Source organism: Flavobacterium xizangense (genome assembly GCF_054075145.1).
Genome location: NZ_JBSIPG010000003.1, coordinates 81,962 through 108,835, shown reverse-complemented (window position 1 = coordinate 108,835; position 26,874 = coordinate 81,962). Strand labels below are relative to the sequence as shown.

The window sequence follows — 26,874 nt, the reverse complement described above, 5'->3', positions numbered from 1 at the left end:
AACATGAAAACAAGACTTTTTCTTTTACTTTTTATTTCATTTTTAAATTTCGGCTACGGCCAAAAAAAAGCTTCAGCTCCAAAAATAGACATTAATGGTGTTTGGGAAGATATCAATCCTGGCGTTCAAAATACTGTTGCGATTATCTCAGACCAAAACGGAAAAATTATTTTTTCGCATTATTTAGAATGGAAAGGTCAAAAATTTGTAGAAAGCGGTACAGGAAAAAGAACAGGAAATACAATTACCTATACCGTAAATGTGACTTTACCAATTGAAGGCTGGGCAACCGCCGGAACTCATACTTTGGTTTTATCCGAAGATGGAAACACACTTGAAGGAACTTTTAAAGACAACAAAGATCGAAATGGTCCAATCGCATTTAAGCGAGTTAGATGATTTCTGTTTCAGGTTTCAAGTTTCAAGTTTCAGGTTTCAGGTTTTGTTTGTGAAACCTGAAACTTGAAACTATTTTTTCTATAAATGCAATTGGATTTTATATTTATTACAAATTTTCATTACAAAAAGCATAATCGTTGAAAATAGCAGCGACCAGATAATTCCCGGAACTCCTACCCTAAAATATCCTGGAATAATATGAAAATTAAGTGCTTTACAAAAGTAATAAATAACACCCGGCAAAATATAAATCAACAATGAATTTGCTGCGGCTGGCATAAAAAATTTGCTCCATTTTGTTTGTTTTTTAATTTCCATAATCCAATACAGAAAATAGAACAATGCCGTACAAATTGCTGCTGAAAACATGGTCCAGGAAGGTGTTCCTTTAATTTTTGAAATTCCAAAATAAGGGCGAAGCAAATATCCTGTAACTAAAAACAAAAGCGTAAGGCCAATTACTGGCCAATTAATTTTTACTTCTGTTTTGCGATCAAAAAATAATAACGAAATTATAACTCCGCTAGTTACTAAAGTAGCATGAGTAAGATGCCCGGCAATAAAATTAAACCAAGGCAATTGAGATAAAGCCGTGTCTTCGGTAAGATTGATTGAATTACAAACAACGCATAAAACTAAAAATGCGGTCATGGCCCATAATCGTCCGCAAACCAACCAATAATAAACAACGGTAAACAAATAAGCCCATCCTATAAGCCCCAGAATTCCCCACCATTTTGGCGTCATTCCTCTTTCACCATTGTCCTGAATATACAGAAAATACAGAATTACCAAAACAAGCATACCGCCATATTGAAGTGTGTATTTTAACCAAATCGGGAAATCTTTTGTGTATTTATTCCAGATTGGAATTGGCATCGCATAGGCTAAAAGTCCCCAAATAACAGGAGTAATCAACATTTTTGAGGCGTCATAGCCATATTCTGCATTGACCATAAAAACACCAATAATAATTAAAGCCAAAGCTCTTTTGAGTGTATGAATCCATATTGTCTTAGGACTATCTCCTTTAATTAATCGGGCATTAAACGCAAACGGAATCGACATTCCTACAATAAACAAGAAAGCAGGAAAAACTACATCAACAAAAGTCATTGCATCAGCATCGGCCGGCATGTGTCTCATCCATTGCGGCACATTCTTTATGCTTGCAAGCTCATTTACAAAAATCATTACAAAAATGGTAATTCCACGCAAAGCGTCTATAGAAAAAACCCTTTTACTAGATAAATTTTCTTTTATTTTCATAAATTATTAAATTATTACCAGAAACAAATATAAAATAATCCTTGACATAGAAAAATTTGATGAACAATATAAAGGTATCTGTAATAAAAAGTTTACTCTTTATGATATAAAATACAATGTACTTTACTTACTTTTGCAGCATGTTATCATTCTTAAAGTCAAAACCGTATTTAAAGGACCTATTAACTGGAAATTATGTTGATATTCATTCACATTTATTACCAGGAATCGATGATGGTGCCAAAACCATAGCAGATACAAGCAAACTTACTAAGTCCTTTCAGGAAATGGGTGTAGTTCAATTTATTACAACACCTCATATTAGCCATTATATTTGGAATAATTCACCTGAAACTATCATTACAAAACATAAGGAAACCCAAATTTTGTTGGAAGCTGAAAATATTAAAATCCCTTTTCAGGCTGCTGCAGAATATTTCATGGATGATTGGTTTGAAACCCATTTTCAAAATGAAAAATTGCTCACACTAAAAGATAATTATGTGTTGGTTGAAATGTCATACATGAATGCGCCGGTTCAATTATACAAGATTCTTTTTGATCTTCAGGTTGCAGGATACATTCCGGTTTTAGCACACCCAGAGCGCTATTTATTTTATCATAAAAAGTTTGATGAATATGATAAATTAAAAAAAGCCGGCTGTTTATTTCAGCTTAACTTGCTTGCAACAGTAGGTTATTATGGTGGTGAAATCACGAAAGTTGCAGATGAACTTCTTAAAAAAGGAATGTATGATTTTGTTGGAACAGATGTACATCACAATAATCACATCGCATCATTCAATCAGAAAGTAAAGATTGACAACAATAATATTAAAACCTTAAAAGAAATTATTGCGAATAATCAATTCTTTAAATTTTAATTTCATCTTCTCTTTTGAAAATATTTCATAAAAAAAAACGGCTCAATTACTTGAGCCGTTTTTTTTTATGAAATCCCTTTTATTATTTCGAGATTAATCTTTTGTACCAAGGTTTCTTCTCTACCCTAACACCATAGCCGTATCCATAACCATAGCCTTTTGTAGAATCGGTATCATTAAGTACGATACACATGTTTGGCAATTTTTTCTCTTTGTAGAAAGTATTTGCAATATTCAGCATGCGTTTTTCAAGAACATTTGCACGCATTACATATACAAACGTATCAGCATTTTTGGCAATTAATAATGTATCTGTAACCAAACTAACTGGTGCAGTATCCACAATAATATAATCGTATTCTTTTTTAAGTTCTGTAAAAAGCTGATCCACTTTACTACTCATCAATAATTCAGCCGGATTTGGCGGAATCACACCTGATGGCAGAATAAAGAAATTCTTGTATCCTTCATGTTTGATGATATAATCTCTAACGTCTTTATCAGTTGATGACAAATAATTTGTCAAACCAACACTTGGGACATTAATATATTCCCCAAATTTAGGGTTTCTAATATCCGAACCAATCAATAAAACTCGTCGCCCAGACAAAGCAAAAGTCGCAGCAAGATTTACCGATATAAAAGTTTTTCCTTCAGAAGGGAAAGTTGACGTAACAAAAACCGTTTTTGCAATTCCTTCAGGTACTTTAGTAAGCATGAACTCCAAATTGGTTCTTACAATACGAATTGCCTCCGCCGAACTCGTTCTGCTTTCCGATTTTATCAATTCAGCAATATCATCTGAAGTTGGTACATCTCCAATAAATGGAATTTGTGTTTTCCCTTCAAGATCCAATTTACTTTTGATTTTTGTATCTAAAAGAGCGTTAGCATAAATAACTCCAAATGGAACCAATAATCCTAGCAACATTCCAGCCAAATAAATAATTTTTTTCTTAGGACTGACTGGATCTTTCTCTGCTTTTGCAGCGTCAATAACACGAGCATTAGGCTCTGTTGCGGATAATGAAATTGCGGTCTCTTCACGTTTTTGAAGTAAATATAAATATAGTTCTTCCTTAACTTTTTGTTGTCTTGCAATTACTCTAAACTGACGTTCCTGAACTGGAATTTTCCCTATTTTGCTATTTAAAATTCCTTCCTGACTTTTAATATCACGATTCTGGATTTGCAAATTAGCCTGCATACGTCTTAAGCTAGTGGCAACGTTTGATTTTAAAGATGATATTTGCTGGTCTAATTTTACTACAGATGGGTTTTCCTCAGTAGCTGATTTAAGAATTCTGTTGCGATCTAAAACTAGTTGATTGTAAGATGAGATTAATCCGCTTGCATCAGCATTATCCGAAATCATATTTGTTGGCAGCAAATCAGAATTATTGCTCTTTTTAATGAAATCTAAAAGTGAAGAAACCACGTTCAATTGAATTTCGGTTTCTACTCCTTTTTTATCATATTCAGTAGAACCTTCAATAAAAAGTTTTGCTTCAGATTCGATATCTGTAAGTTTGTTGCTTTTTTTAAATGTTTCAACGTCTTGTTCTACCCCATCTAATTCTTGGGCGATTAATGCTAATCTACTAGCAATAAATTTAGAAGTGTTTTCTGAAATGAAATTTTTATCTTCCGCAGCATTTTCATTATAAATCTGAATCATGTTATCTAAAAAGTCTTCCGCTTTCTTAGCAACAGGATCAGAAATAGAAACATTCACAACACTACTAGTTTTACTAATTGGTTCTACCTTTAATTTTTTTCTAAAACTCTCCGTTAATTCATCTAATGGATTTATAACGATGCGAATGGATTCAAATCTTCCGGTATGATTTTTAACATAAAAAGGTGTTTTTTGAATTACTAATACACCAATTTTTGTAGCAATCTTTTGACCAAATTTAAATTCTTTTTGGGCAGACAAAATAAAATTTTCCTTTTCTTCTGTTTCATTTTCCAATAAAAAAGTAGTAGAATTCAAAAGTTTACAATTCAAAACAACTTTAGTTTTGTCAAATAAATTTGTTTTATTAGAAAAATATGCAATAATTGGTTTCTCTGCATAAACATCGCGGTCAACAACTTTTCCTTCAACAAAAAATGCAACGTTTAAGTTCAATTTTTTAATTGTATTTTCAACTAATGTTCTGGATTTTAAAATCTCAATTTCATTGTCGACATTATTTTTCATACTTCCGCCTAAACCTAAATCAGCAAAAGCAGAAAGCTCAGAAAGCATACCTCCTTTTTTCTCGTCCTTAACTAAAATAGAGGTTGTAGCTTCATAACTTGGTGTGGTATAACGTAAATATATAAAAGCTAAAACCAGACCAATTACTACACTAACCAAGAACCAACGCCAATGAATTAAATATTTATCTAACTGTTCTCTTAAATTAACATCTTCAATTTCATCATCAATTATATCATTATAAAAATCTTGCTTTTGCATTTTTTATTTCAATTTTATTTAAAGATTAGAACAGAAAGCGATACTAAAATAGAAATCGCCGAAATAATTACTGAGGTATTAGGGCCAACTGCAGAGGAATTTATCCTAGTCTGATTTGGCTCAACGTAAACCACATCGTTTTGAGCCAAATAATAAAAAGGAGAATTAATAAAATCCGATTTTGTTATATCAACCCTATTATATGATTTGACACCATTTGTTTCTCTAATAACTAATATATTATCTCGTCGACCATAGATAGTTAAATCTTTTGCCATACTCAAAGCTTCAATTAAAGTAACTCTTTCTGAAGCAATTGGATAAGTCCCCGGAAAATTAACTTCTCCCTGTAATGAAATTTTAAAATTCATTATTCGAAGGTTAATGATTGGGTTTTTAATATAAGTACTGATTTTATCCTGAAGAAGTTTAAGGACTTCAGTACGTGTCAGCCCGCCTACATGTAACTTACCAATAACAGGAAATTCTATATTACCGCTTTGATCAATCAAATACAATTGAACAGTTTCCTGCCCTCTGGTAATATCCAACCTATTATTACTTGTTGTACTATAGGTTCTTAAATTAAAAGGAATTGCAACTTCAGGATCATCTGCAGAAACTAAAATCATCAACAAATCATCAGGTTGAAGTTTAACTTCAAAAGAATTTGCATTTTGCTGTGCAGCCAAGTTATCAATATTCTGATAGTATACTACATCTTTTTTTGATCCACAGGAAAAACATAAAAATAAAAGCAATAAAAAACTACTGGCTTTCATAAAAAAAGAAAGGTTCAATTTCATCAGGTCTACAATTTACGGGGGCAAAGATAAGGATTAAAATATTTTATTTACAGAAAAAACTTAATGGTACTAAAGTGTATTATTGAACTCTAATTTAAATCCAGAAAAGTTCATACAAAATCTGAATAAATACTTAAAAGGCATTTTCTTCACCTTTAAATACATTAATCACAGTTTTTATTATTATTTTAATATCGAGTAACAAACTCCAATTTTCGATATACCATATGTCATATTCTACTCTGTTTTCCATGTCAATAAGCTCTTTTGTTTCACCACGAAAGCCATTAACCTGAGCCCAACCTGTGATACCTGGTTTTGCATATTGGCGTACTAAATAATTACTAATCAACTCACTGTATTGTTTCGTATGATTAACCATGTGAGGTCTTGGCCCAACAACTGACATATCTCCAAAGAAAACATTAAAAAACTGAGGTAGCTCGTCGATGCTTGTTTTTCGCATAAAAGCTCCGAATTTCGTTACACGACTATCGCCTTTCACAGCTTGCTTGTTATCGGCAGCCCCATTAAGACGCATACTTCTAAATTTTAAACAAGTAAAAGATTTATTATCTCTACCAGATCGTTCTTGCTTGAAAAAAATAGGACCAGGAGATTCCATTTTGATTATGATCATTATTATAGGAAACAGCCATGGAAATATAAATACCAAGACAAACAACGAAAAACAAATATCAAATACTTTCTTTAAAATTCTATTTACAGCTGCCTCGAGAGGTTCTCGCCTAAACATTAATACTGGGGTATTTTCATAAAAAGTCATTTCGACTTTATTTGATTTGGTATACAACTGAAAATCCGGAATAAACTTGATTCGTACCATATGGTGCTCACAAATTTTTACTAGTTTATTTATAACCTCAATATTATCAATATGCAACGCTACATACATTTCATCCACTTCTTCATTTATAACAAATTCTTCAATTTGATCAAATCCACCTAAAATAGGATGCGAAATAAAAGCAAAAGGATCTACTTTTTCATCAAAAAAACCAAGAAAACGATAACCATAAGTCAAATCTTTAGCTAAAATTCTGCGCATTCGCTCACCTGTATCATTGGCGCCAATAATTATAAAACTTCTAAAATTATAACCTTTAGCCCTAATATATTTAAGAAGTTTCATCGATAAATATCTTGAAACCATAAGCAACCCAAAGAAAATCAAATAGAAATATATCAGTCTAAGTCTTGAAATATCACTATATTTTAATACAACTACGAAGAAAGTTGTTATAGCAATATGTATAACTACTTTTTTAATTGTCCTTCTCAATATAGATTCAATAGGTTCAACTCTAACAATTCTGAATGAATCTTTATATAACAAAAGTCCAATCCATATTAAATTGCCCAATAAGGAAATAGTTTGTACTTCTTTTAAAAATAACTTATCAATATTACCAAATCTCAATAATGCAGATAAAACAATCGCTGTATTCAACAATACGACATCCCATACCAAAAATATGGTTTTGAAATAACGGGAAAAACGATATTCTGAGAGTTCTTGCAGAATTTTCATGGTTAAATAGTACTTTTTTTCACTTTTAAAATATCTTCAAAATGACTAGCATATTGATTAACAATAAGTTTCCAATCAAATTCATCAACAATTTTTCTTTTATTCTCACTTAACATTGATTGAAATTGATTTTCTTCATATTTAACGTTTACCAAATGATTTGCTACATCATCGGCATTTTTGAAATAAATAGCATCATTACCTAAAATATAGCGGTTGAAATCATTATCATTTGCACAAATCAAACAGTTGGACGCCATGGCTTCTAATAACGATGGGTTTGTACCTCCAACAGTATGCCCATGGAAATAGATATTTGAATAATAACGTAAATTGTTTAAAACATTAATATCATATATTCCTCCAATAAACTGAATTTGCAAAAAGGATAAAAATTTTTGCTTTAAGTATTTCCCATAGGTCGTATCATGATTTCCAACTACTAGAAATGGACGATCAATATTAGCTTTTGCAACGCCATCTAGAATAATTTCAATACTATTTTCAGGTTCCAAACGCGCAATAAGCATATCGTATTGATACTCCTTTAAAGCATAATTTTCCAAAATACTAGGATTGTTATTTTCAAAAAGTGTTGCTCCGTATGCGATATAAGTCGATTCTGACTTGTAAGTTTCTTTAAGATAATTTTGAATGCCTATAGAATCAGAAATAAGATGATCGCTGTATTTAACCCCTAATGATTCGGCATAACGCAAGAATTTTTTAACTTTTTCGGAGTATTTCGTCCTCTTCCACTCCAAGCCGTCCATGTTGGTTGTTACTATAGATTTCTTTGGCATCAACCATCCCCATATCGAACTACTGGTATATCCTAATTGCAAGATGACATCGCAGTCACGTTTTCTAACATCTAAAATACAATTCAAATCATAGATAAACTGACCTGCCGTTCCTAATTTGTGTTCTGGATCGTAGCAATGTACAATTTGAACTCCATTCCATTGATTTTCATGATAAGGGTGATTATGAGAATTATAAACAACAACTTCAAATCCACGCTTTAACAACCCTAGTGCAAGGTATTCAGCACATTGCTCAAATCCACCATAGTGATTGGGAATACCTCTGGTTCCTAATATTGCTATTTTCATAAATGAATTCTACTTTACTTTAATCTTATTTTTTAATTCTTCAAAATAATTTTTAGCAATCATATCCCAGTTATATTTACTTTGAATATTTTCTTTTATTTCTTGGTATGGATAATCATGATCATTCAATAATTGATTTAATTTTGATTCCAATTCAATAGGATCATTTGGATTAAAGCGATATTTAAAAAATCTGAAGTCATCCATAGCAGTTGTGTTGGAACATAACACCTTACAATCATTAATAGCAGCTTCTAAAGGTGGTATACCAAAACCCTCCGCCAATGAAGGAAAAACAAAAGCAGCAGCTTGTGAGTAAAAATTATTTAGTTCTTCATCATTTATTTTTTCAAAAAAGAAAACAAATTGTTTAATTTCTTGAGGGATTAATGAGTTTAAATTTTCAAATGCTTCTATTTCAATTTTTTCTTTTTTACTTCCAATAAATATTATATCATATCCTTGCTCGTATAATCTTAAATTAAGGTAGGCTTTCAATAAAGCAATATGATTTTTGCGTGGCTCAAATCTACTTACATATAAAATGTAATTTCTTTTATTTATGTTTTTTATTTTATTTAGAGCTGTATTGGTAATAGCATTAGGAGTTACAATTACATTTTCCCCCTTTAAATTGAAATATTTAATTAAAGACTTTTTTGAATACTCTGAAACTGTTAATATTATATCGGATTTTTTAGCAGAATATTTAAATAAAATTCTTTTTGTAAATCTATATGACCACGGAAAATATTGTGGATACTCTAAAAATAATAAGTCGTGAATTGTATTTATTATTTTGCAATTTTTAAATAATGGCACTATGTATTGAAAATGAGCAAAATCAAAATTATTTTCTCTAATAATTTGATAATATTCTATAGAGAGTCTTTTAAACTTTGAGTGAGTTTTTAACTTTATAAATTTAAACTTTTTATCAGGAAAATGTACTTTTAGATTGTCTATATCGTATGCGCAAAGCACTATTTCAATCTCATCATATTTCACAAGCGAATTATAAAGCCCTTTTATATAAGTTGCAGTCCCTTGATAAGAATGATCAAAAATATGCGCATCTACCAGTATTTTAATTTTTATTTCATTCATTATTTAATTTAAAATATTTTATTTCTGAGTGATAGTGATAATTTAAGTTTTTAGGGGGTAGTATAAAATAATTTTACAATATTTTAAATTGATTTCTGAACAATTCTCTTTAAAAAAGCTTTAAATGTATATTCATTGTCGTATAATTTTTTAGCATTATCCGCAATTTGTTGAATTTCATCATTTTTATTCGAGTGAACATACTCAATAATATTCGCTAGACTTAATTTATCTTCAGCTTTATAAAAAAAGACCGTTTCTTCTGAAACATAGTCTCTAATAGAAGGAACATCAGCTGTAATAATAATTTTATTCAAACTCATTGCCTCCAATAAGGCCATATGTCCAGCAGATAAACTGGTATCAATAATAGGCAAAATAAAAATAGAAGATTTTTCTATAAAACTACCAAATCGATTAAGTTTGACATTATATGTTATAATTGTATTTTTTGGCACTGTAAAATTGTTGAGAGCCTCAGGTCTAGTAGCAATAACACACTTTAATTCAGGATATTGAATTTCAAGACTTTCCATAGCTTCACAAAGAGTTTTAAAATCTCTGTTGCTTCTGCCCCCACTTGATACATAATTTATCTCATTTTTGTATTCATCACGCTTAGCATATTGATAATCACGTCCGTATTTCTCAAAAGTAAATTTTGAGGCAAGTTTAGGAAAAATTTGGCTATACGTATTAACCTCATTTTGAGAGAAGACAAAAATTTTATCTATTTTTTTATATGAAAAATTTACAAACGATTTTCTTAATTCCAGATAAATTTTGTTTGATTTGTTTTCAAAAAGAAAGCCTGCAATACTTATTTTTTCAGTTCTAAAAAAAATTCTTGATAAGAAAGAATAAAAAATGGCAACAATAGGGTTGATAAATAATTTATTCTTACATAAATTATAATTAACAAGAATACTGATTGCTTTTAGAAATGAAATCCACCAATAAGACAACCTTGTAAGTGCACCACCAATGTATGGAAGTTTATGAAAAAATTGTATTATCTTGTTTTCATATTCAGAATAAGTAAAGACAGGATTACAATAATCAATAATCTCGTTTTTGAATAAGGATTCGCTACGTTGGTATTCATATGAATCCAACACTATTAATATATTTTTTATTTCCATTTAATTAGTCACGTGGATATACAAATAAAATCGTTTTTTATTTATCGCTTAGATATTTATTCCCAATAATTCTATATTGAATTTTCTATATAAAACTTAGGGCTTATTAAGATATCCTCTTGAATATTGATTTATACCTTTTAAGTAAAACTTTCTTCTTTCGTTCGTTATCAGTTTTCCTAATAAAACATGGGCTATTATTGCACAACATGACATAATCGTTTTTTTTATTACTAAAAACTTTGAAATTGATTTGTCCATAATTCTTCCCGATTTCCCAAGTTCTTTTGAATATGTTAAAATATAATCTTCATTGAGTTTTTCATTGATTTTGTGAAGGATGTTCTGTTTTGGATGGTAATGCATTTTGTACCCCATTGCACTCGCTCTATTTTGATAATCGACTTCTTCATTACCTCCAAGTATTTTACCATTTCTACCTAATGATGTATTATATAAACCGATTTGCAATGCATCCTTTCTTCTTATAGCAAAATTACCACCCATAAGATGTTTAACAAATTTGGAAGAATCCCCCAAATCATAAATACTGACAAGAAAATAAAAATTTTTAGGTAACCAGCTAGGAATATCAGTTTTAAAAGGTAAAACTTTCCCGCCTGATATTGAAATTGATAAGTCAGAAAATATTTCATCACAAATTGCAAAGTAATTAGGAACTAATTCAATATCGTCGTCCAGATAAACCAATATCTCTCCCGTAGCTTCTTTCATACCTCTATTTCTAGCTTGTGATAATCCCTGTATGGTCTCGAGAAAGTATTTTACAGTTTTGTTCGAGCTGAATTTTTCTTCTAAAGTGGCAGTTAAATCAGTTGATTTATTATCGATAATAAGGATTTCACAATCATTTCTCTCTTCTATAACACTTAAAACAGAATTAATAGTTTCATTTAACAATTCGAATCTATTGTAAGAACAAATAATAATACTGTATTTAATCATGGTTAAAAATAAATTGAATTGGAGCAATATTGGCAGCATTGCTATAAATTGCCTTGTAATAAAATAGTAACATAGCCAAGCAAATGGCAATTGCAAATGGTTTTATTATTTTTTTTTCCGATTTTTTTGAAATATTAAAAATATAAAACATAAAAAAAGACAATATAATGACTCTGAAAAATATAAAATAATCCGAAATTCTAGCTAAGATGAAGTTATCTGCAAACATTCTAGATAAAATTACCCCAATAAAAAAAAGATTGTAAAATGGTATAAAATTATAAGAACTAAATTTTTCTTTTAATTTCTCATAAAAAAGAATAATCATTAAATCAATAAAAAAGAATAATATAATGGAAGTACCATTACCTCCTTTATTCTCATCTGTGAGTTCTTTCATGTAATCAAGGTTTTCTACATAATAGTTATACCCTAATAAGTCTACTAAGGGAGAAACATAATGCAACAGAATTTCAAAAAAACTAGGTAATACGAATACTGATAAAAAGAGTAATATTATTTGAACTTTAGTATTTTTAAACCATTCAAATTTCAATATTGGAAGTAAAACAATAACTAATATTACTGTTTTATGTATTAGTAATGCTAAAAGACCAAATAAAACAGTACGGAGATATTTTTTTTCACAAAAAAGCTGTATACAATACATGAAAATTATATAAGCGATTGTCTGACGCATGGCATTCATGCTAACAAAAAACAAAAGACTCGTAAAAAAGAAAAACATGTACCATGTACGGAGGAATGGAATTCTTTTCAGAAAAAACAAAAGAAAAACAAACTGTAAAAAAGCAATAATTATAAATAAAGAATAACTTTCAAATCCAAATTCTACTAGAAATTTGTTCAGTAAAACAAACCCAATTTCATTATCTACAGGGAAATTTCCAGTAAGTCTAAGCTCTTTGAACCATCCAGTATAGCCCATGTAATCTCTTCCTACATCATATCTTAGACCTATAACTAAAGTATAAATTAACAAAAATAAATAAACTGCTGGCTTAGTAAAGTCTATTTCAGTATTGTTATGTATTTTACTCTTTTTTAGTTTTAGTTTATTTGAAAATATCAAACAAAATATTAGAAATAAAGTATAGAATATATAAGTATTAACATCGTCCATCTAAATCTATTAATCTATGCTTTATTAAAAAATCTCGCTGTAATCTTTTCGTTCAAAAACCTCCAAATGGCCGCCATAAGTTGCATTAAAAACTTTTCGCCCATTATTTATAAAAGATTGATTTGCAACTGAAAAACCTTTCTCCATTCTCTCAACATTTGGATCATGCCATCTTTCCCCTTTTGTATAATAATTGGGTACGAAATGGTTATCATCTTTGTCTTGAGTAACAATAATTGATGAAGAATTTGCTACATCAACTTTCGGATAATTATGATCAAAACCAATCATATACACTTCATCAAATCCCATATAATATGCCAATTGCAAACACATAAATGTAACACTTCCTCCAACACCAACTTTTTTTAAGCAATCGTCCGAAAAATTAGGTTCAAAAATTTTATCTGTATAATTTAGATAGGCATTAAAATTAACAGTGTTTTCGTCTTTATTTAATGTATAATCTAGATAGGTTGGAACAAACTTAGTTTCTACCCGAAGTCTATTAATTTCAGAAGCACGATCTTCAGCTATTAGATAATCTTCTATTACATAATAAGTCGGCAAAAAACCCATTTTCTCCTTATTAAGATAAATACCATTTACTCCAAATGTAATTTCATTTTTCAACAACGTTAAATCCAATTTATTTAACGAAGGGCCATTACCTATAATGAAACATCTTTTGCCTTTATGTTTGTCTTTGAAATTTTTTAATTTCTCCTCATTCTTGGTAAGTATCATTCCGAGTCCAGCCATTCTAAATCTGAATGTATACCAAATATGGTCTAAATAATTTGTGTTTTTTCTAACATCTAATATTGAATTTTTATCAATAAAAACATTTAAAAAAGAAAAGAAAACTGGTTTTAAAAGTTTTTTCAACGACATATTACTACTTATTAAAAAATTTAAATTTGAAAAATTGTATACCATTCATAATATCCTTCCTCATTAGTATAGCCAAAATTGCAATGCTAATCAAAAACGTAATTATTATAATATAATTGTTAGATATGAAACTAGAAACCATTACATCTGTAAAACAAATCATAAGCATGAACACGTATAAGTATATCTCTTTGATTTTTACAGTTTTCCAAGAATATTTTACTCTTGAAAGCATCATGGTTAAATGAGAAAGTACTATTGCAACAACTGCTCCGTATAGTCCCCATATTGGTATGAGTAAAAAATTAAATACAATTGCAATTAATGCGCCCCATATACTTGAATAGAAATAATACTTACTTTCTCTGGTAGCTGAAAAATTACAGCCAACAAAACCCGAAATCGATGAAAACAAGGCTGATAAAGAAAGTATCGGTATATATTTCCAAGAATCTATAAATTTGGCATCTGCAACAAATCCTGTTAATGCTTTTCCTAAAATACTAATTGTCATAACGCATATTATCAAAAACAAAAATACTATCTTAAGAATGTTATTGTAAAACTTTTCGTAATTTTCTTTTTTAAATTCCTCAATTACAGAAATTTGCCAAGACACCATAAATACGGAAAACAAAACATTAACTAAAGATGGAAATTTATTTGATACTGCAAAAAGTCCAACTGCATGCATCCCTAAATATTCTTCCATTACTGGCCTATTTAATGATCCTACTAGCCACCACATTACTGCATTAGGAATTAAAGGAATGGAATATTTAAGCATTTCTTTATATCTCTCTAAACTTAATGTCTTGAACGAAATATAATTATAAGCTTTTGAATGTATAAATGTATAAACCCCTGAAACAATATAGGAAAGTATTTGAGCTATAAAAAAACCTACTAACCCATAATTAGGAATAAAAGCAATTGAAAAAACTGCAGTTAACAATGTTAATACAACTCCTGAAATTGAATATACTTTAATATTATTTATACTACGAGAAAACTGTTGCAGAAAGGTCTGAAAAAATAAAGCAACAACTAATGAATATATAAATATATAATTATCTGTGATACTTTTTAAGATTCCAATTTGAGAGAAAAACTCTTTTACTCCGAATAAAATAAAACCGGCACCGCAAAGCAAAATAGAAGAATAAAATAACCCTGCTGTAAAAAATTGCTTTTGTTTGCTTGTTTCTTGATCTTTTGGAAAAATAAAAATTGATTCTGAGATACTTAGACTAACTATCCCCAACAAAAGACTCGCATAAACTAAAGCATTATCTGAGACTCCATAATCTTCTACACTCAACCATTTAGTATAAAACGGAAGCATTACAAAAGTAATCATCTTACTACCTATATTGCCTACGAAAACAAGAATTGTATTTTTTCCTAATTGTTTATAATTACTCATTTTTACTTCTCGTTTTCAACCTTATTTTTATTATGATGTATATCACTTAAGCGAGCTAATTTCTGTTCTAAATATTCCGGAATTATTATTCGCAATAATGTCACTTTCTTTAATCTTTACAAAATGTATAATTGCAGGAGGTACTCTGGATTGATCATAAGTTATATTTATTACTCCAGGAGTGGTCTCAATCATGTCAGGATAAGAAATATCTGTATTGCTGTCGATAACCATTTTATAAGGCCATGTAGCTCCATCATCCTCAGATAAACAAACGGTCATATTTGTTCTTGTTGTGGCATTGTTAAAGATTAAAATCAAACGCCCCGATTGTAGTTTTGCGAGATGGAAACGTGCCGAGGTAGTTGCACCTAAATCTGTGAATTTTTTTGCTTCATCCCATACATCTCCATTTTTACTTTTCGAATAGTAAATCCCGTCTAAAGTTCTCGTCATCCCTAAATATGTTGAATCCGCAAGTTCCACAAACATATGTTCATATACCATATGTTGTTTGGAAACATTCATTTTCATACCTCCAACTTTAGTAAAAGGTGAAAGATAATTTGCCGAGTAATTTCCTTTATACATAAAAGGCTGTTGCAGTATTGAATTCCCAGCATACCAGACAGCAATTGGAAAAATCATTTGATCTGTAATTTTAGATGAAAAAGGCTTATTTATCATTATCCCCACAGCTAATCTTCTTGGAGAAGAATACTCAATAGTATTAGTCTCCTGAGCAAGTTTTAATTTTGAATACCAGACCTCTGCCCATTGTTTTTTAGCTATAATCTTTTTATCGCTATGTTTCGCCCATGCAATGTATAAATTACCAAACTTATCATTAAATAAACTAGGATCCATAACTCTTGTAGAGTCTTCGGGATTAGTATAAATCACTAATTTATCATGTTTCCAAGATTTTCCATAATCTTTACTTAAAGATACTGTAATATAATTGTCATTACCCTCCCATTTTCCACCAGTAATCCATGTTGAATATAAATTTCCCCATTTATCAGCACCTATAGAAGGTATTCCTTGCCAAGTCCTAAGGCTTTTGTTATATTTAGCATTATTCTCTTGGTTTTGTAAAAGTCCTCCTTCTACATACAAATCAGAATCAGGAACATGATTTTCAGGAAGTAATGTAAAATCTTGTCCGATATAACTTGTAGGTTTACTCGTTAAATCAGTACTAACAGGAGGTTTTTCTGAAGTAATGTCTTTCTCAGAACTGCAAGAAGAAAGCATCAATAAGGCAAATAAGATAAGTAAAATTTTTCGCATATATTGTATTACATTAAAAAATTAATTCCTTTAACTATTTTAAAAAATATCTGTATGATTTAAAAAACTATCGATATAATTTTCAGTTTTATCTACAAGTTTTTCATTATTATAACCTAGAAAATTTATATTATTAACTTGTGCAGCTTCTAAATCATTAAATGAATCCCCAATTAAACAAGTATCTTCTATTTTATATTGATGCTCTGCTAGTAGAATTTTAACTAATTCATTTTTAGGAGTAGGCGAACCATTAATCGACATAAAATATTTTGATAAATTCAAACTCTCACAAATATGTCGCAATTCATTTCCATCGGAGCCTGAAACAACATGCATGTTGTATTTTAAATAGTTTTCTTTAATGAAATTTAAAGAATCTTCTATAAGGAGTTTTGAATCTAACAGATTTTGAAGCATCACTACTGAAAATTCTTCGGCTAACTCCTTGATTTGTTCGTCAGTGATCTTTTCCTCTCTTATATTCTCAAAAAAATATCTAAATTTATTATATCTTGAAAGTCCACCATTATTTCTGTGGTATTCCATTAATAATGAAACCTGTTCTTGCGGATATTTTTTCAAAACAATTTCAAATCCTTTATCACGAACTGGCATGGAATCCATGATGACACCATCAAAATCCCATAATATAGTTTTGTAATTACTCAACATCTTGTAATCTTTTTAAAACTTTGTCTACATCTTCTGGATTGTCAATAGGAATTGATTTTTTTGACATTTTTACCATTTTCACTTCATAGCCCATTTCCAGAAAGCGTAAAATTTCAATATCCTCTTCTAATTCCATAGGTGTTTTCTCAGTAGCCTGACTAAAAGCTCTCAATGCTTCTTTCGGAAATGCATATATACAAACCTGTCTAAAACCAACTTGGAATGAATTATTTTTGTTACCTGGAATTGGCGCTCTTGACATATAAAGCAATCTATTGTCTTGTCTCATGACAACTTTTGGAACTGAAACGCTTAAATAATCGTCTGAATTATCAATTTCACAAAAGCCATTTAAGATCTCACCATTTGATTCAGGTAATAATGCAAAAATTCTACTTATATCATCTGGATTTATAACAGGCTCATCGCCTTGCACATTGATATAATAATCTGCATCAATTTTATTAGCTACCTCAGCAACTCGGTCAGTTCCCGTAAGACAATTATCAGAAGTTAATATACATTGTATCCCATTTTCTGTACAATGTTTTAAGATTCTTTCATCCTCAGTAGCTACAAAAATTAATTCAGGATCAAAAGCTTTACTACATTGTTCCCAAACTCTCTGAATCATAGTCTTACCATTTAACATTATAAGTGGCTTGCCGGGAAATCGTGAAGATTTATATCTGGCTGGAATTACAAGTACGGCTTTCATTTAATTAGATTTGAGAGTATATTGAATCAATTATAAGGTTTTTATATTTGGTTGGCGTAAGAGAAATCAAATTCATTCCATTTTCTTGCCCATGAGCAAATAAACTTTCATTTTCTAAAAAAAGTTCCTGTTCTTTATTTCCAACAGTTGAATTTGTATAACCATCATAACCAACTACAAAGCATTTTTCAATCTCTAAGTTTATTGCTGTTTGCAAAGCTATAGCAGTATGAGAATCGTTTAATAAATTTGTAAAAGTAACTTCGGCTAATTCTGTTGCTTCATTAACCAACTTTGCAGGAACAAAAGTTCCCATTTTTCTTGGTGATGGTGGCAAAACACAAGTTCCTTTAAACTCCTTAATATTTTTGAATACAGATGTCAATCGATTTCCTTCATTACCCACTAAACAATAATAGTTTTGACAATTGACATCTTTAAATGCTATTGAATTTTTTGAACTTGCATGTATAATAACAATTTCATTTTCAAATTTATTGATAAATTCAATTATTGCATCTGCTTTTTCCACGGCAGTTGGGCCTCCTCCAATTATTAACCCATATTTGTATTTTTTCTGAGTATTAAAAATTGGAAATTTATCTATCGTTTTATTTTTTTGTTGATGTAATGCGCGAACGATGCTATTTATAGAGTAATATCGTTTAGAAACCCATTCCATCACATCTTTTTGAGGCAATGAATTAGCTCCAGAAACCATATATGGCAAGTTTGTGCCCCATTCATATTCTTTCTGCAACTGAGTAAAAGCATCTGTGACAGAACTTAAAGCATTGAAATCAACATCTAAGTTATTTTTTTGATTTAAAGCTGTAAGCAAAAGCTCTGTTTTTAAGTTTCCAGCACCACGCCCCATTCCAGTAACAGTTGCATCAACCATATCTGCACCGCATTCGATGGCAGTAAGAGTATTTATCAAACCTAATTCCAGATTATTGTGGCCGTGAAAACCAATCTTAGTTTTCATTTGTGATCGTACTAAGCCATAAATTTCTTTCACATCTTCGGGATAAACACCTCCATATGAATCTACCATATAAAAATAATCTGCAACACCATCAACATGCTTTAAATTGGAAAGAAACTCAGGTAAGTTCTTCCATTTTGACATGTACATAACATTGAATCCCAACTCAAACCCCATTGATTTAACCTTTTTTGCCAAATCAATCGCTCTTAATAATTTCTCTGGATCAATAGCAATTCGAACCATAGTGATTATTCCAAGACAAGGTTTTAATAATTCCTCAACTGTTTCTATGTCAATATTTTTTTCATCTAATATAATTACCAGTTTTTTGTTTGATATTCTAGCTAGTTTTTTCAATACAAAATCGGGACAGTAAAAATATTCACCATAATAGCCTGATAGCTTAGGACTTCTATAACCTACTTCTAAATAATCAACAGGCAAATCATTCATTGCCGCTATGTATGTATCAACTAAGTTTTTATCAAAATCCCAGTTGGTATAATAACCTCCGTCTCGTAATGTACAATCTAGTATTTTCATATATTTTTATTATAACCTATCATTTACAAACTATAAGGATATATTTCCAACCACTATCCTATCTCTAAATGGCAGTTAATTATTTTACTTTTTTCAACTCCTTAACCGCAACCTCTTTTCTCAAGCCACTGCTTGAAAAACGATGATCCCTTGTGTTAAAATACAATTCGATTCCTTTTTCTTCACAATAGGCTCTTCCTGAAAAATTTTTGTCTTTATACTCGTCTCCAAGTATACGAACATCAATTTTAAAAGCGCGCAAGATATCATCTAGATCTTGTTCTGTTGCGTAAGGTACAATTTCATCAACAAATTTGCATCCTTTAAGCTGAATATAACGTTCTACTACTGTCTGAGTAGGACTATTCTTTTCTGGACGATCTAATGTTGGATCTGTTTGCAAACCAACTATTAAATAATCACATTGACGTTTTGCCTCTTCTAGCATTTTAATATGTCCTGCGTGCAACAAATCAAATGCACTAAATGTGATTCCTATTTTCATATTTCTACAAATATTTTTCTGTAATTTATATCTAATTTCAACACACGGCTTCGCCCTTCCAACTCCCAAATTTTGAAAGCAGAAAATTCACATTGATGGCAAATATATTGACAAATTTTAAGTTTTTTTTATCAAATAACACTTTAACAAACATGCCAAAACAGTCGGTTTAAAACGCAAAATACTAAATACCAGTAACATAAACAATAAACACGTAAGAATACCCCTCTAATATTTTTGCAAAAGTACACTTCTAAAATGAATACTAAAAGTGGGAAAGAAAGAATTGTCTTAATTTAAGATGTATCAATCTTTACGAGCATGGTAACAGATAACCGTTTAATTTTTAAAAAATTGCATCATGTAGAAAATTATTACCTAATTTTTTCCTCTTTTTTCTACATTAAGAATTACCTTTGTCTATTTATTTGACCGAAAACTATCTACATGAAAAAACTAAGTTTCTATTTTTTCTTAATTTATTGCTCGGTAAATTCTCAGATTGTCGGCTGTAACGATTCGTACGCCAAAAATTATGACAAAACTGTTATTGAAAACAATGGGAGCTGTCAATATGAAAATTTTAAAATAAGGCCAAAATATTCCATCCGGCTAAATGATTCAATAAAGGAAACATCTGGATTAATATCTTTTGACAATCTATTGTGGACTCACAATGATGATCACGATAAAACTATTTATGGATTAGATACTTTAGGAAAAATCAAAAAAAAAGTTAATCTGAATAAAGACATTAACAATGACTGGGAAGAAATTTCCCAAGATAGTTCTTCTGTATATATTGGCGATTTTGGGAATAATTATTCAGGAAACAGAAATAATCTGCGTATTCTAAAAATCAACAAAAAAGATTTTTTCGAAGAAAACCCAACTATCGAAACAATCTCTTTCACATATTCTGATCAAACCGATTTTTCTCCAAAAAAACAAAACACCACCGATTTTGACTGCGAAGCTTTTATAGTAACTAAAGACAGTATTTTTCTATTTACGAAACAATGGCAATCCTCCAAAACAAATATTTATACTTTGCCAAATAAACCCGGTCAATTTATTGCGCACTACAAACAAAGTATCGACACCAAAGGTTTAGTCACCGGAGCAACCTATTTAGAGTCCAAAAAACTGATTACGCTTTGTGGCTATTCGAAGCTCGGAAAACCGTTTTTATATTTATTATATGATTTTAAAAACTATGATTTTGATTCGGGAAACAAGCGTCGGATTGATCTTCAACTTTCTTTTCATCAAATAGAAGGAATCACAACTACAGACGGACTTCACTTCTATTTAACAAATGAAACGCTGATTCGTAAACCAATCATAAATGTTCCTTCACAAATTCATTGTTTAGATTTGAGTCCGGTTTTAAATCAATATGTTAATCGGCAGAAATAATGTTGTTTTTCGCTCCCATTATTAAAAGCCATAAACACGTTCCGATTTCGCCAAGAGTTGCCGGAAGTCTTACATAAGAAGAGATTCCGAGTTCAGAATAATTCGAAAACAATGCATTTCCGAAGAAATTGATTAAATAACTCACACAACCAAGCATTAATAATACTCCTAAAAATTTTGGAATTATTCCTGATTTAAAAATTAAATATCCTAACGGAAACAGCCAAAGTCCCCAAAATATTTGAACAATTAAATTCCCATAATCATATTGATTCAGATAAAACATTACCAAATCCTTTTCTTCTCCGCCTGAACTAATTACAGAAAGTACTGCAAATTTATTCTGCATGTTTATAAAAGAAATCGGCACGCTTACAATTGCCAAAACAACAATATATATTGCGTACGTTTTATGAACTGATTTTAATAACTTGTACAAAACCAAAGGCAGAAACAAAAAGAAAGTATAACAGATTAATCCGCTTACCATACCAAGTCTAAAAAGAAATTCATGGTTTACAATATTACTAAACGTTTTAGCAGCATCGTTCCAGTCAATTAATTTTGAAGGAACATATCCCAAACTAAAAATTCCGGTTATTACGACTACTAAATATAACAAACCGGCAATCCTTCCCGTATTTCTAAACGATAGTTTTGATTCTTGATTCATATTTTATCTTTTAAAATTTAAACTTGTCTCGGCCATCTAAATGCAGTCCAAAATATCATCGCTGTAAGTACACTTTCTATTATTGCGAAAAAAACGTAGAAACTCCACCAAGCTCCAGTTGTTGTAAACGCTATTAACAACATTATGGTGGTATAAATAATTCCGAAAATAATATTAAGCCAACGGTTTATTTTTGGTTTTAAAACAATCGATGCAAAAATCATTAATGCCGGAATTGCCATTAAAATCGCCCCAAGAAATAATTTTACCGGAGAATCTAGCATTGTATCCCCGCTTATAAAATCTTCCACCTTCTTTGGAACATACAGCGAGAAATAATCTCCATATACATAGCAAAACATTACGGAGATCCATAATGTTGCAAGTTTGATTTTTGTGTTTATTTTAAAATCTTCAAAACCACTAGTGTTTATTTCTTTCTCACTCATATTTAAGGAATTAAACTTTAAATATGTCGGAGATGATCTTAAAATGTTACAAGCTGTTTTTGTTCTGAAACGAAAAACTCAAAAGCTTTCTTCTAATTTTCATTTTTCTAAAACTTAAATAAGATTAACAATTCGCAAATCGTAAGATAAAAGTTTACTTTTGCAAAAAGTTATGTTTTTTAAAACACTCATAACTCATAATTTATAACTTACAATATACAAAGTGAATTACTTATCTGTAGAAAATATATCGAAGTCATTTGGCGAAAGAGTCCTTTTTGACAACATTTCATTTGGAATCAACAAAGACCAAAAAATCGCTTTTATTGCCAAAAATGGTTCTGGTAAAACAACAATCATGAGCATTATTAATGGTTTGGATGAACCAGATACAGGACAAGTTGTTTTAAGAAAAGGAATTAGAATGGCATTTCTTTCGCAGGATAATAATCTACAAGATGAACTTACGATTGAAGAAAGCATTTTTGCTTCGGATAATGAAACTTTAAAAATTATTGAAGCTTATGAAAAAGCGCTTGAAAATCCAAATGACGAAGAAGCTTACCAAAAAGCTTTCGACGGAATGGATCAGCATAATGCTTGGGATTTTGAGACGCAATACAAACAAATTCTGTTCAAATTAAAACTGGAAGATTTCAAACTTAAAGTAAAAAATCTTTCGGGAGGACAAAAAAAACGTCTTTCTTTGGCTATCATATTAATAAACAGACCTGATTTATTGATTCTGGATGAGCCAACCAACCATTTAGATCTTGAAATGATCGAATGGCTTGAAAGTTATTTTGCCAAAGAAAATATTACGTTGTTTATGGTAACGCACGACCGTTTCTTTTTGGAGCGTGTTTGTAACGAAATTATCGAATTAGACAACGGAAAACTATATCAATACAAAGGAAATTACTCGTATTATTTAGAGAAAAAAGAAGAAAGGATAACTTCTGAAAATTCTAGCATTGACAAAGCTAAAAACTTATTTGTAAAGGAATTAGAATGGATGCGCCGCCAGCCAAAAGCGAGAACAACCAAATCGAAATCGCGTCAGGACGACTTTTATGTAATTAAGGAAAAAGCGCAAAGCCGACGTAAAGAAAACAAAGTGGAGCTTGAAATTAATATGGAAAGAATGGGAAGCAAAATTATTGAGCTTCACAAACTTTCTAAAAAATTTAAGGATAAAGTTATTCTGGATCATTTTAGTTTTGATTTTCAGCGTGGCGAAAGAATCGGGATTATTGGTAAAAACGGAACCGGTAAATCGACTTTTTTGAATCTTTTGACAGGAACAATTCCGCCAGACAGCGGACGAGTTGTAAAAGGTGATACTATTAAAATTGGCTATTATACACAATCCGGAATTAACCCAAAACCTGGACAACGTGTTATAGATATTATTAAAGAGTACGGAGAATATATTCCGTTAGCGAAAGGAAAAATTATTTCGGCTTCGCAATTATTGGAGCGTTTTCTTTTTGATGCCAAAAAACAATACGATTATGTTGAAAAATTAAGCGGTGGAGAATTAAAACGTTTGTATTTGTGTACGGTTTTAATTCAGAATCCAAACTTCTTGATTCTGGATGAGCCAACAAACGATTTGGATATTGTGACTTTGAACGTTTTAGAAAGCTTCCTTTTAGATTATCCGGGATGTTTATTGGTTGTTTCACACGACCGTTATTTCATGGATAAAATTGTCGATCATTTATTTGTTTTTAGAGGGCAAGGTGAAATCGAGAATTTCCCGGGAAACTATTCTGATTTCAGAGCTTATGAAGACAGTGCCGATGTTGCTCAAAAAGAAGAAAACAAAGCCGAAAAGAAAGATTGGAAACAAAATAATCCAACTGGAAACCTAAGCTTCAACGAACAAAAAGAATATCAAAAAATCGAAAGAGAAATCAAAGATTTAGAAATCGAAAAAACTAAAATCGAACAATTATTCTCTGACGGAAAAGTTGCTGATGCTGATATTGAGAAAAAAGCAAATGAACTTCAGAATATAATCAATAAAATAGACGCAAAAGAAGAACGTTGGTTTGAACTTTCAGCTAAACTGGAAGAGTAGGTTTAGTTTTCAGTCGCAGTCGCAGTTTTCAGTTCTCATTCTTTTTAGAAAGAAAATTCTTAATTTAGCTAAAAAATAAATTATGGATTTTAAAGAATTATTAGCCTATAAAAAGTCGTTTGAACTTGCTATGGAAATTTTTGAATTATCAAAAACGTTTCCTAAAGAAGAAAGATTTTCACTAACCGATCAAGTACGCCGATCTTCAAGAAGTGTTGCTGCTAATATTGCTGAATCATATAGAAAAAGGAGATATACAAATCATTTTATAAGCAAATTAACTGATAGCGATGCTGAAAACTCAGAAACAAACACATGGCTACAGTTTTCGTTAGAATGCCAATATATTACAAAAGAAACATTTGATAGACTAAATATTAAAAATCTCGAAGTTGGAAGATTGATAAATTATATGATCAACAACCCTAGTAAATTTGGATGCAGTCAGAACTAATGATTGCTACAAAACTGAAAACTGCGACCGCGACTGAGACTAAAAACTATTTTTACTATATTCGACACATTAAAAAATAAAATATCACAGTGAAAAAATTATTAGCCGCCCTATTTACTTTAACATTATTCATTTCTTGTACAAGCACTGAAGAAAAACCTGCAGCACCACCAAAAGATTATACTGTTGAAAATGAAAAAGAAATAACAGACTATATTGCAAAAAATAATTTAACTGCTACAAAAAGTAGTACTGGTTTATATTACATCATCAACGAACCTGGAACAGGGGACCAACCAACAGCTGCTTCAAGAGTAACTGTAGCTTACAAAGGATATTTTACAAATGGAAATATCTTTGATCAAAGTAATGCTAGCGGGCTTACATTTTCTCTTTCTGATGTAATTAAAGGTTGGAGAGAAGGAATTACTTATTTTAAAGAAGGCGGAAGCGGCACTCTACTTATTCCTTCGCATTTAGCTTACGGAAGTTCTGCACGACCTGGAATACCGGCTGGGTCAGTTCTTCTTTTTGATGTAAAATTAATTGCTATAAGTAAATAATTTTCGGAAAACACGACTGAAAAATTTAAAAATGCTATTTCAAATACAATCTTATCTCAAATTCCTTTGGCATTCAAAAAACGAACATGCTGTTCATTCGCCGTTTGTTTTTAGTTTGCTGACTAAATGTTTTTATGATAAGAAATCAAAACCAGAATATGCAATTCTGAAAAAATATCGGAAATCACTTTTAGAAAATCAAAATTTTATTGAAGTAACCGATTTTGGTGCAGGTTCCAAAGTTTTTAAATCGAATAGAAGACAAATTTCTAAAATTGCAAAAACAGCTGGAATTTCTTCTAAACGTGCCGAATTATTATTTCGAGTTACCAATTATTTCAAACCAAAAAATGTTTTAGAAATTGGAACTTCTTTAGGATTAGCATCTTCTGCTATTGCATTAGGAAATAAAGATTCTTTTTTACTTAGTCTTGAAGGCTGTCACAGTACACTTTCAATTGCAGAAAATTTATTTAACGAGCAATTTCCAAATTTCAACTTTGATTTTGTAAATTCAGAATTCAACAAATTCCTGACCCAAGGATCTGCAAATATCTGTGATTGGGACTTAATATATTTCGACGGAAATCATTCGAAAAAAGCAACTTTAGAATATTTCGAACTTTTATTACCAACGATTAATAATGATTCTGTTTGGATTTTTGATGATATTCACTGGTCTTCAGAAATGGAAGAAGCTTGGGAGATTATCAAAAAACATCCTAAAGTAAAAGTCACAATCGATACTTTTCAGTGGGGATTTGTATTTTTCAGATACGAACAGGAAAAAGAACATTTTACAATTAGAACTAATTAGTAAAAACATCATCAGGTATTCCTTTTTTAAATAACTCCCTATATTCAATAATATCAGTAGAATTTGTTATAGGATAATTAAAAAGAAGAAAGCTGTTCTTAGGAAAGTTTTGTTGGTAAATTATTAAGTAACTCAAGGTAGTATCCGGCTTTGTTTCTGGAATTTCAACAAAATCATTTTCAGTAACACTATTTGATATCAGTTCCTCATTTACGACATAGTCAAATGCTACTTTCCCTGTTTGTCTCCTTCCTTTTCCTGAATGATAATATGTAATTTTTCCTTCTGCTAAAGCATAATTTTCTTTTATTTTTACGACAAAATGAGTTTGAATTAACGCTAAAAAGAATAGTGAAACGGCAATAAATAGAGAAACAAAAATCCCTAATAAACCTGGAAACTCAAAAGTCGAAAATCCTTCAAAAAAATAACATAAACGGAAAAGCAGAATTGTAATTAGTAAAACAATTATAATTTTAAAATAGATATTTAGATCTAAAAAAAACTCCATATGTAT

At 30.3% G+C, this 26,874-nt stretch carries 26 protein-coding genes; 7 read left to right on the top strand and 19 right to left on the bottom strand.

The window, feature by feature from the left end:
- Positions 1 to 3 precede the first annotated feature (3 nt).
- Positions 4 to 399: a hypothetical protein gene (locus ACWA1B_RS10655; RefSeq protein WP_456906683.1), complete on the top strand. Its 396-nt coding sequence runs from the start codon at positions 4 to 6 to the stop codon at positions 397 to 399.
- Positions 400 to 477: 78 nt separating this feature from the next.
- Here the strand turns inward: ACWA1B_RS10655 and ACWA1B_RS10650 are convergent, their stop codons facing one another.
- Entirely contained in the window at positions 478 to 1,668 is a 1,191-nt protein-coding gene (locus tag ACWA1B_RS10650) for a DUF5009 domain-containing protein (protein WP_456906681.1), read from the bottom strand.
- 140 nt (positions 1,669 to 1,808) lie between these two features.
- Between ACWA1B_RS10650 and ACWA1B_RS10645 the strand changes: the two genes are divergently transcribed.
- Positions 1,809 to 2,552 (top strand): tyrosine-protein phosphatase, encoded by a 744-nt coding sequence (locus ACWA1B_RS10645; protein WP_456906679.1) that lies wholly within the window; start codon positions 1,809 to 1,811, stop codon positions 2,550 to 2,552.
- A gap of 82 nt (positions 2,553 to 2,634) precedes the next feature.
- Here ACWA1B_RS10645 and ACWA1B_RS10640 read toward each other — a convergent pair whose 3' ends face one another.
- The 15 genes from ACWA1B_RS10640 to ACWA1B_RS10570 form a co-directional block, all read right to left on the bottom strand.
- Positions 2,635 to 5,019 carry a GumC family protein gene (locus tag ACWA1B_RS10640; protein ID WP_456906677.1) on the bottom strand — a complete coding sequence of 795 codons (2,385 nt, stop codon included), beginning with the start codon at positions 5,017 to 5,019 and terminating at the stop codon, positions 2,635 to 2,637.
- A gap of 14 nt (positions 5,020 to 5,033) precedes the next feature.
- On the bottom strand, positions 5,034 to 5,801 hold the full coding sequence (locus ACWA1B_RS10635; RefSeq protein WP_456906675.1) for a polysaccharide biosynthesis/export family protein: 768 nt from the start codon (positions 5,799 to 5,801) through the stop codon (positions 5,034 to 5,036).
- A gap of 157 nt (positions 5,802 to 5,958) precedes the next feature.
- The gene (locus ACWA1B_RS10630) at positions 5,959 to 7,377 is read right to left on the bottom strand and encodes an undecaprenyl-phosphate glucose phosphotransferase (RefSeq protein WP_456906673.1); all 1,419 of its coding nucleotides are present in this window, start codon (positions 7,375 to 7,377) and stop codon (positions 5,959 to 5,961) included.
- A 2-nt stretch (positions 7,378 to 7,379) separates the two neighbouring features.
- Positions 7,380 to 8,492, bottom strand: coding sequence for a DUF1972 domain-containing protein (locus ACWA1B_RS10625; protein WP_456906671.1), 1,113 nt, complete (start codon positions 8,490 to 8,492; stop codon positions 7,380 to 7,382).
- Positions 8,493 to 8,501: 9 nt separating this feature from the next.
- Positions 8,502 to 9,599: a glycosyltransferase family 4 protein gene (locus ACWA1B_RS10620; RefSeq protein WP_456906669.1), complete on the bottom strand. Its 1,098-nt coding sequence runs from the start codon at positions 9,597 to 9,599 to the stop codon at positions 8,502 to 8,504.
- Between the two features lie 83 nt (positions 9,600 to 9,682).
- Complete coding sequence (locus tag ACWA1B_RS10615; protein ID WP_456906668.1) at positions 9,683 to 10,741, bottom strand: glycosyltransferase; 1,059 nt, start codon at positions 10,739 to 10,741, stop codon at positions 9,683 to 9,685.
- A gap of 96 nt (positions 10,742 to 10,837) precedes the next feature.
- Entirely contained in the window at positions 10,838 to 11,707 is an 870-nt protein-coding gene (locus tag ACWA1B_RS10610; protein ID WP_456906666.1) for a glycosyltransferase family 2 protein, read from the bottom strand.
- On the bottom strand, positions 11,700 to 12,851 hold the full coding sequence (locus tag ACWA1B_RS10605) for an EpsG family protein (protein ID WP_456906664.1): 1,152 nt from the start codon (positions 12,849 to 12,851) through the stop codon (positions 11,700 to 11,702). The genes ACWA1B_RS10610 and ACWA1B_RS10605 overlap by 8 nt, the downstream gene beginning before the upstream one ends.
- Positions 12,852 to 12,875: 24 nt before the next feature.
- The gene (locus ACWA1B_RS10600) at positions 12,876 to 13,745 is read right to left on the bottom strand and encodes a 6-hydroxymethylpterin diphosphokinase MptE-like protein (protein ID WP_456906662.1); all 870 of its coding nucleotides are present in this window, start codon (positions 13,743 to 13,745) and stop codon (positions 12,876 to 12,878) included.
- Positions 13,746 to 13,749: 4 nt separating this feature from the next.
- Complete coding sequence (locus tag ACWA1B_RS10595) at positions 13,750 to 15,171, bottom strand: lipopolysaccharide biosynthesis protein (protein ID WP_456906660.1); 1,422 nt, start codon at positions 15,169 to 15,171, stop codon at positions 13,750 to 13,752.
- Positions 15,172 to 15,213: 42 nt separating this feature from the next.
- The gene (locus ACWA1B_RS10590; protein ID WP_456906658.1) at positions 15,214 to 16,428 is read right to left on the bottom strand and encodes a sialidase family protein; all 1,215 of its coding nucleotides are present in this window, start codon (positions 16,426 to 16,428) and stop codon (positions 15,214 to 15,216) included.
- A 75-nt stretch (positions 16,429 to 16,503) separates the two neighbouring features.
- Complete coding sequence (locus ACWA1B_RS10585; RefSeq protein WP_456906656.1) at positions 16,504 to 17,139, bottom strand: HAD family hydrolase; 636 nt, start codon at positions 17,137 to 17,139, stop codon at positions 16,504 to 16,506.
- A complete protein-coding gene (locus ACWA1B_RS10580; RefSeq protein ID WP_456906654.1) occupies positions 17,129 to 17,857 on the bottom strand; it encodes a 3-deoxy-manno-octulosonate cytidylyltransferase in 729 nt (242 codons plus the stop codon). Before ACWA1B_RS10580 ends, ACWA1B_RS10585 begins: the two co-directional genes overlap by 11 nt.
- A gap of 4 nt (positions 17,858 to 17,861) precedes the next feature.
- Complete coding sequence (locus ACWA1B_RS10575; RefSeq protein WP_456906652.1) at positions 17,862 to 19,391, bottom strand: aldolase catalytic domain-containing protein; 1,530 nt, start codon at positions 19,389 to 19,391, stop codon at positions 17,862 to 17,864.
- Positions 19,392 to 19,470: 79 nt separating this feature from the next.
- On the bottom strand, positions 19,471 to 19,896 hold the full coding sequence (locus ACWA1B_RS10570; RefSeq protein ID WP_456906650.1) for an adenylyltransferase/cytidyltransferase family protein: 426 nt from the start codon (positions 19,894 to 19,896) through the stop codon (positions 19,471 to 19,473).
- Positions 19,897 to 20,343: 447 nt separating this feature from the next.
- Here ACWA1B_RS10570 and ACWA1B_RS10565 point away from each other — a divergent pair, with 447 nt between their 5' ends.
- Entirely contained in the window at positions 20,344 to 21,315 is a 972-nt protein-coding gene (locus ACWA1B_RS10565; protein WP_456906648.1) for a T9SS C-terminal target domain-containing protein, read from the top strand.
- On the opposite strand, the gene ACWA1B_RS10560 is transcribed toward ACWA1B_RS10565, so the two are convergent.
- Together ACWA1B_RS10560 and ACWA1B_RS10555 are read right to left on the bottom strand one after the other, a co-directional pair.
- Complete coding sequence (locus ACWA1B_RS10560) at positions 21,299 to 21,988, bottom strand: DUF4386 domain-containing protein (protein WP_456906646.1); 690 nt, start codon at positions 21,986 to 21,988, stop codon at positions 21,299 to 21,301. The two genes, ACWA1B_RS10565 and ACWA1B_RS10560, sit on opposite strands and share 17 nt — an antisense overlap.
- A 17-nt stretch (positions 21,989 to 22,005) precedes the next feature.
- Positions 22,006 to 22,437: a DUF6326 family protein gene (locus ACWA1B_RS10555; protein ID WP_456906644.1), complete on the bottom strand. Its 432-nt coding sequence runs from the start codon at positions 22,435 to 22,437 to the stop codon at positions 22,006 to 22,008.
- A gap of 223 nt (positions 22,438 to 22,660) precedes the next feature.
- Here ACWA1B_RS10555 and ACWA1B_RS10550 point away from each other — a divergent pair, with 223 nt between their 5' ends.
- The 4 genes from ACWA1B_RS10550 (at position 22,661) to ACWA1B_RS10535 (ending at position 26,357) form a co-directional block, all read left to right on the top strand.
- Positions 22,661 to 24,523 (top strand): ABC-F family ATP-binding cassette domain-containing protein, encoded by a 1,863-nt coding sequence (locus ACWA1B_RS10550; protein WP_456906642.1) that lies wholly within the window; start codon positions 22,661 to 22,663, stop codon positions 24,521 to 24,523.
- 82 nt (positions 24,524 to 24,605) lie between these two features.
- Positions 24,606 to 24,977 carry a four helix bundle protein gene (locus ACWA1B_RS10545; protein ID WP_456906640.1) on the top strand — a complete coding sequence of 124 codons (372 nt, stop codon included), beginning with the start codon at positions 24,606 to 24,608 and terminating at the stop codon, positions 24,975 to 24,977.
- An 89-nt stretch (positions 24,978 to 25,066) separates the two neighbouring features.
- Positions 25,067 to 25,540, top strand: coding sequence for an FKBP-type peptidyl-prolyl cis-trans isomerase (locus ACWA1B_RS10540; protein ID WP_456906638.1), 474 nt, complete (start codon positions 25,067 to 25,069; stop codon positions 25,538 to 25,540).
- 31 nt (positions 25,541 to 25,571) lie between these two features.
- Entirely contained in the window at positions 25,572 to 26,357 is a 786-nt protein-coding gene (locus ACWA1B_RS10535; protein ID WP_456906636.1) for an O-methyltransferase, read from the top strand.
- On the opposite strand, the gene ACWA1B_RS10530 is transcribed toward ACWA1B_RS10535, so the two are convergent.
- Positions 26,350 to 26,868, bottom strand: a complete 519-nt coding sequence (locus tag ACWA1B_RS10530) for a hypothetical protein (protein WP_456906634.1) — start codon at positions 26,866 to 26,868, stop codon at positions 26,350 to 26,352. The two genes, ACWA1B_RS10535 and ACWA1B_RS10530, sit on opposite strands and share 8 nt — an antisense overlap.
- Between the last annotated feature and the right edge of the window lie 6 nt (positions 26,869 to 26,874).

Bases quoted from the DNA above. Each gene is read 5' to 3' on its own strand.
- ACWA1B_RS10655 (WP_456906683.1), top strand. From the start codon at position 4: ATGAAAACAAGACTTTTTCTTTTACTTTTTATTTCATTTTTAAATTTC.
- ACWA1B_RS10650 (WP_456906681.1), bottom strand. From the start codon at position 1,668: ATGAAAATAAAAGAAAATTTATCTAGTAAAAGGGTTTTTTCTATAGAC.
- ACWA1B_RS10590 (WP_456906658.1), bottom strand. From the start codon at position 16,428: ATGCTTTCTTCTTGCAGTTCTGAGAAAGACATTACTTCAGAAAAACCT.
- ACWA1B_RS10565 (WP_456906648.1), top strand. From the start codon at position 20,344: ATGAAAAAACTAAGTTTCTATTTTTTCTTAATTTATTGCTCGGTAAAT.
- ACWA1B_RS10640 (WP_456906677.1), bottom strand. From the start codon at position 5,019: ATGCAAAAGCAAGATTTTTATAATGATATAATTGATGATGAAATTGAA.
- ACWA1B_RS10620 (WP_456906669.1), bottom strand. From the start codon at position 9,599: ATGAATGAAATAAAAATTAAAATACTGGTAGATGCGCATATTTTTGAT.
- ACWA1B_RS10595 (WP_456906660.1), bottom strand. From the start codon at position 15,171: ATGAGTAATTATAAACAATTAGGAAAAAATACAATTCTTGTTTTCGTA.
- ACWA1B_RS10560 (WP_456906646.1), bottom strand. From the start codon at position 21,988: ATGAATCAAGAATCAAAACTATCGTTTAGAAATACGGGAAGGATTGCC.
- ACWA1B_RS10625 (WP_456906671.1), bottom strand. From the start codon at position 8,492: ATGAAAATAGCAATATTAGGAACCAGAGGTATTCCCAATCACTATGGT.
- ACWA1B_RS10645 (WP_456906679.1), top strand. From the start codon at position 1,809: ATGTTATCATTCTTAAAGTCAAAACCGTATTTAAAGGACCTATTAACT.
- ACWA1B_RS10545 (WP_456906640.1), top strand. From the start codon at position 24,606: ATGGATTTTAAAGAATTATTAGCCTATAAAAAGTCGTTTGAACTTGCT.
- ACWA1B_RS10610 (WP_456906666.1), bottom strand. From the start codon at position 11,707: ATGATTAAATACAGTATTATTATTTGTTCTTACAATAGATTCGAATTG.
- ACWA1B_RS10635 (WP_456906675.1), bottom strand. From the start codon at position 5,801: ATGAAAGCCAGTAGTTTTTTATTGCTTTTATTTTTATGTTTTTCCTGT.
- ACWA1B_RS10580 (WP_456906654.1), bottom strand. From the start codon at position 17,857: ATGAAAGCCGTACTTGTAATTCCAGCCAGATATAAATCTTCACGATTT.
- ACWA1B_RS10605 (WP_456906664.1), bottom strand. From the start codon at position 12,851: ATGGACGATGTTAATACTTATATATTCTATACTTTATTTCTAATATTT.
- ACWA1B_RS10575 (WP_456906652.1), bottom strand. From the start codon at position 19,391: ATGAAAATACTAGATTGTACATTACGAGACGGAGGTTATTATACCAAC.
- ACWA1B_RS10570 (WP_456906650.1), bottom strand. From the start codon at position 19,896: ATGAAAATAGGAATCACATTTAGTGCATTTGATTTGTTGCACGCAGGA.
- ACWA1B_RS10530 (WP_456906634.1), bottom strand. From the start codon at position 26,868: ATGGAGTTTTTTTTAGATCTAAATATCTATTTTAAAATTATAATTGTT.
- ACWA1B_RS10535 (WP_456906636.1), top strand. From the start codon at position 25,572: ATGCTATTTCAAATACAATCTTATCTCAAATTCCTTTGGCATTCAAAA.
- ACWA1B_RS10615 (WP_456906668.1), bottom strand. From the start codon at position 10,741: ATGGAAATAAAAAATATATTAATAGTGTTGGATTCATATGAATACCAA.
- ACWA1B_RS10585 (WP_456906656.1), bottom strand. From the start codon at position 17,139: ATGTTGAGTAATTACAAAACTATATTATGGGATTTTGATGGTGTCATC.
- ACWA1B_RS10600 (WP_456906662.1), bottom strand. From the start codon at position 13,745: ATGTCGTTGAAAAAACTTTTAAAACCAGTTTTCTTTTCTTTTTTAAAT.
- ACWA1B_RS10555 (WP_456906644.1), bottom strand. From the start codon at position 22,437: ATGAGTGAGAAAGAAATAAACACTAGTGGTTTTGAAGATTTTAAAATA.
- ACWA1B_RS10630 (WP_456906673.1), bottom strand. From the start codon at position 7,377: ATGAAAATTCTGCAAGAACTCTCAGAATATCGTTTTTCCCGTTATTTC.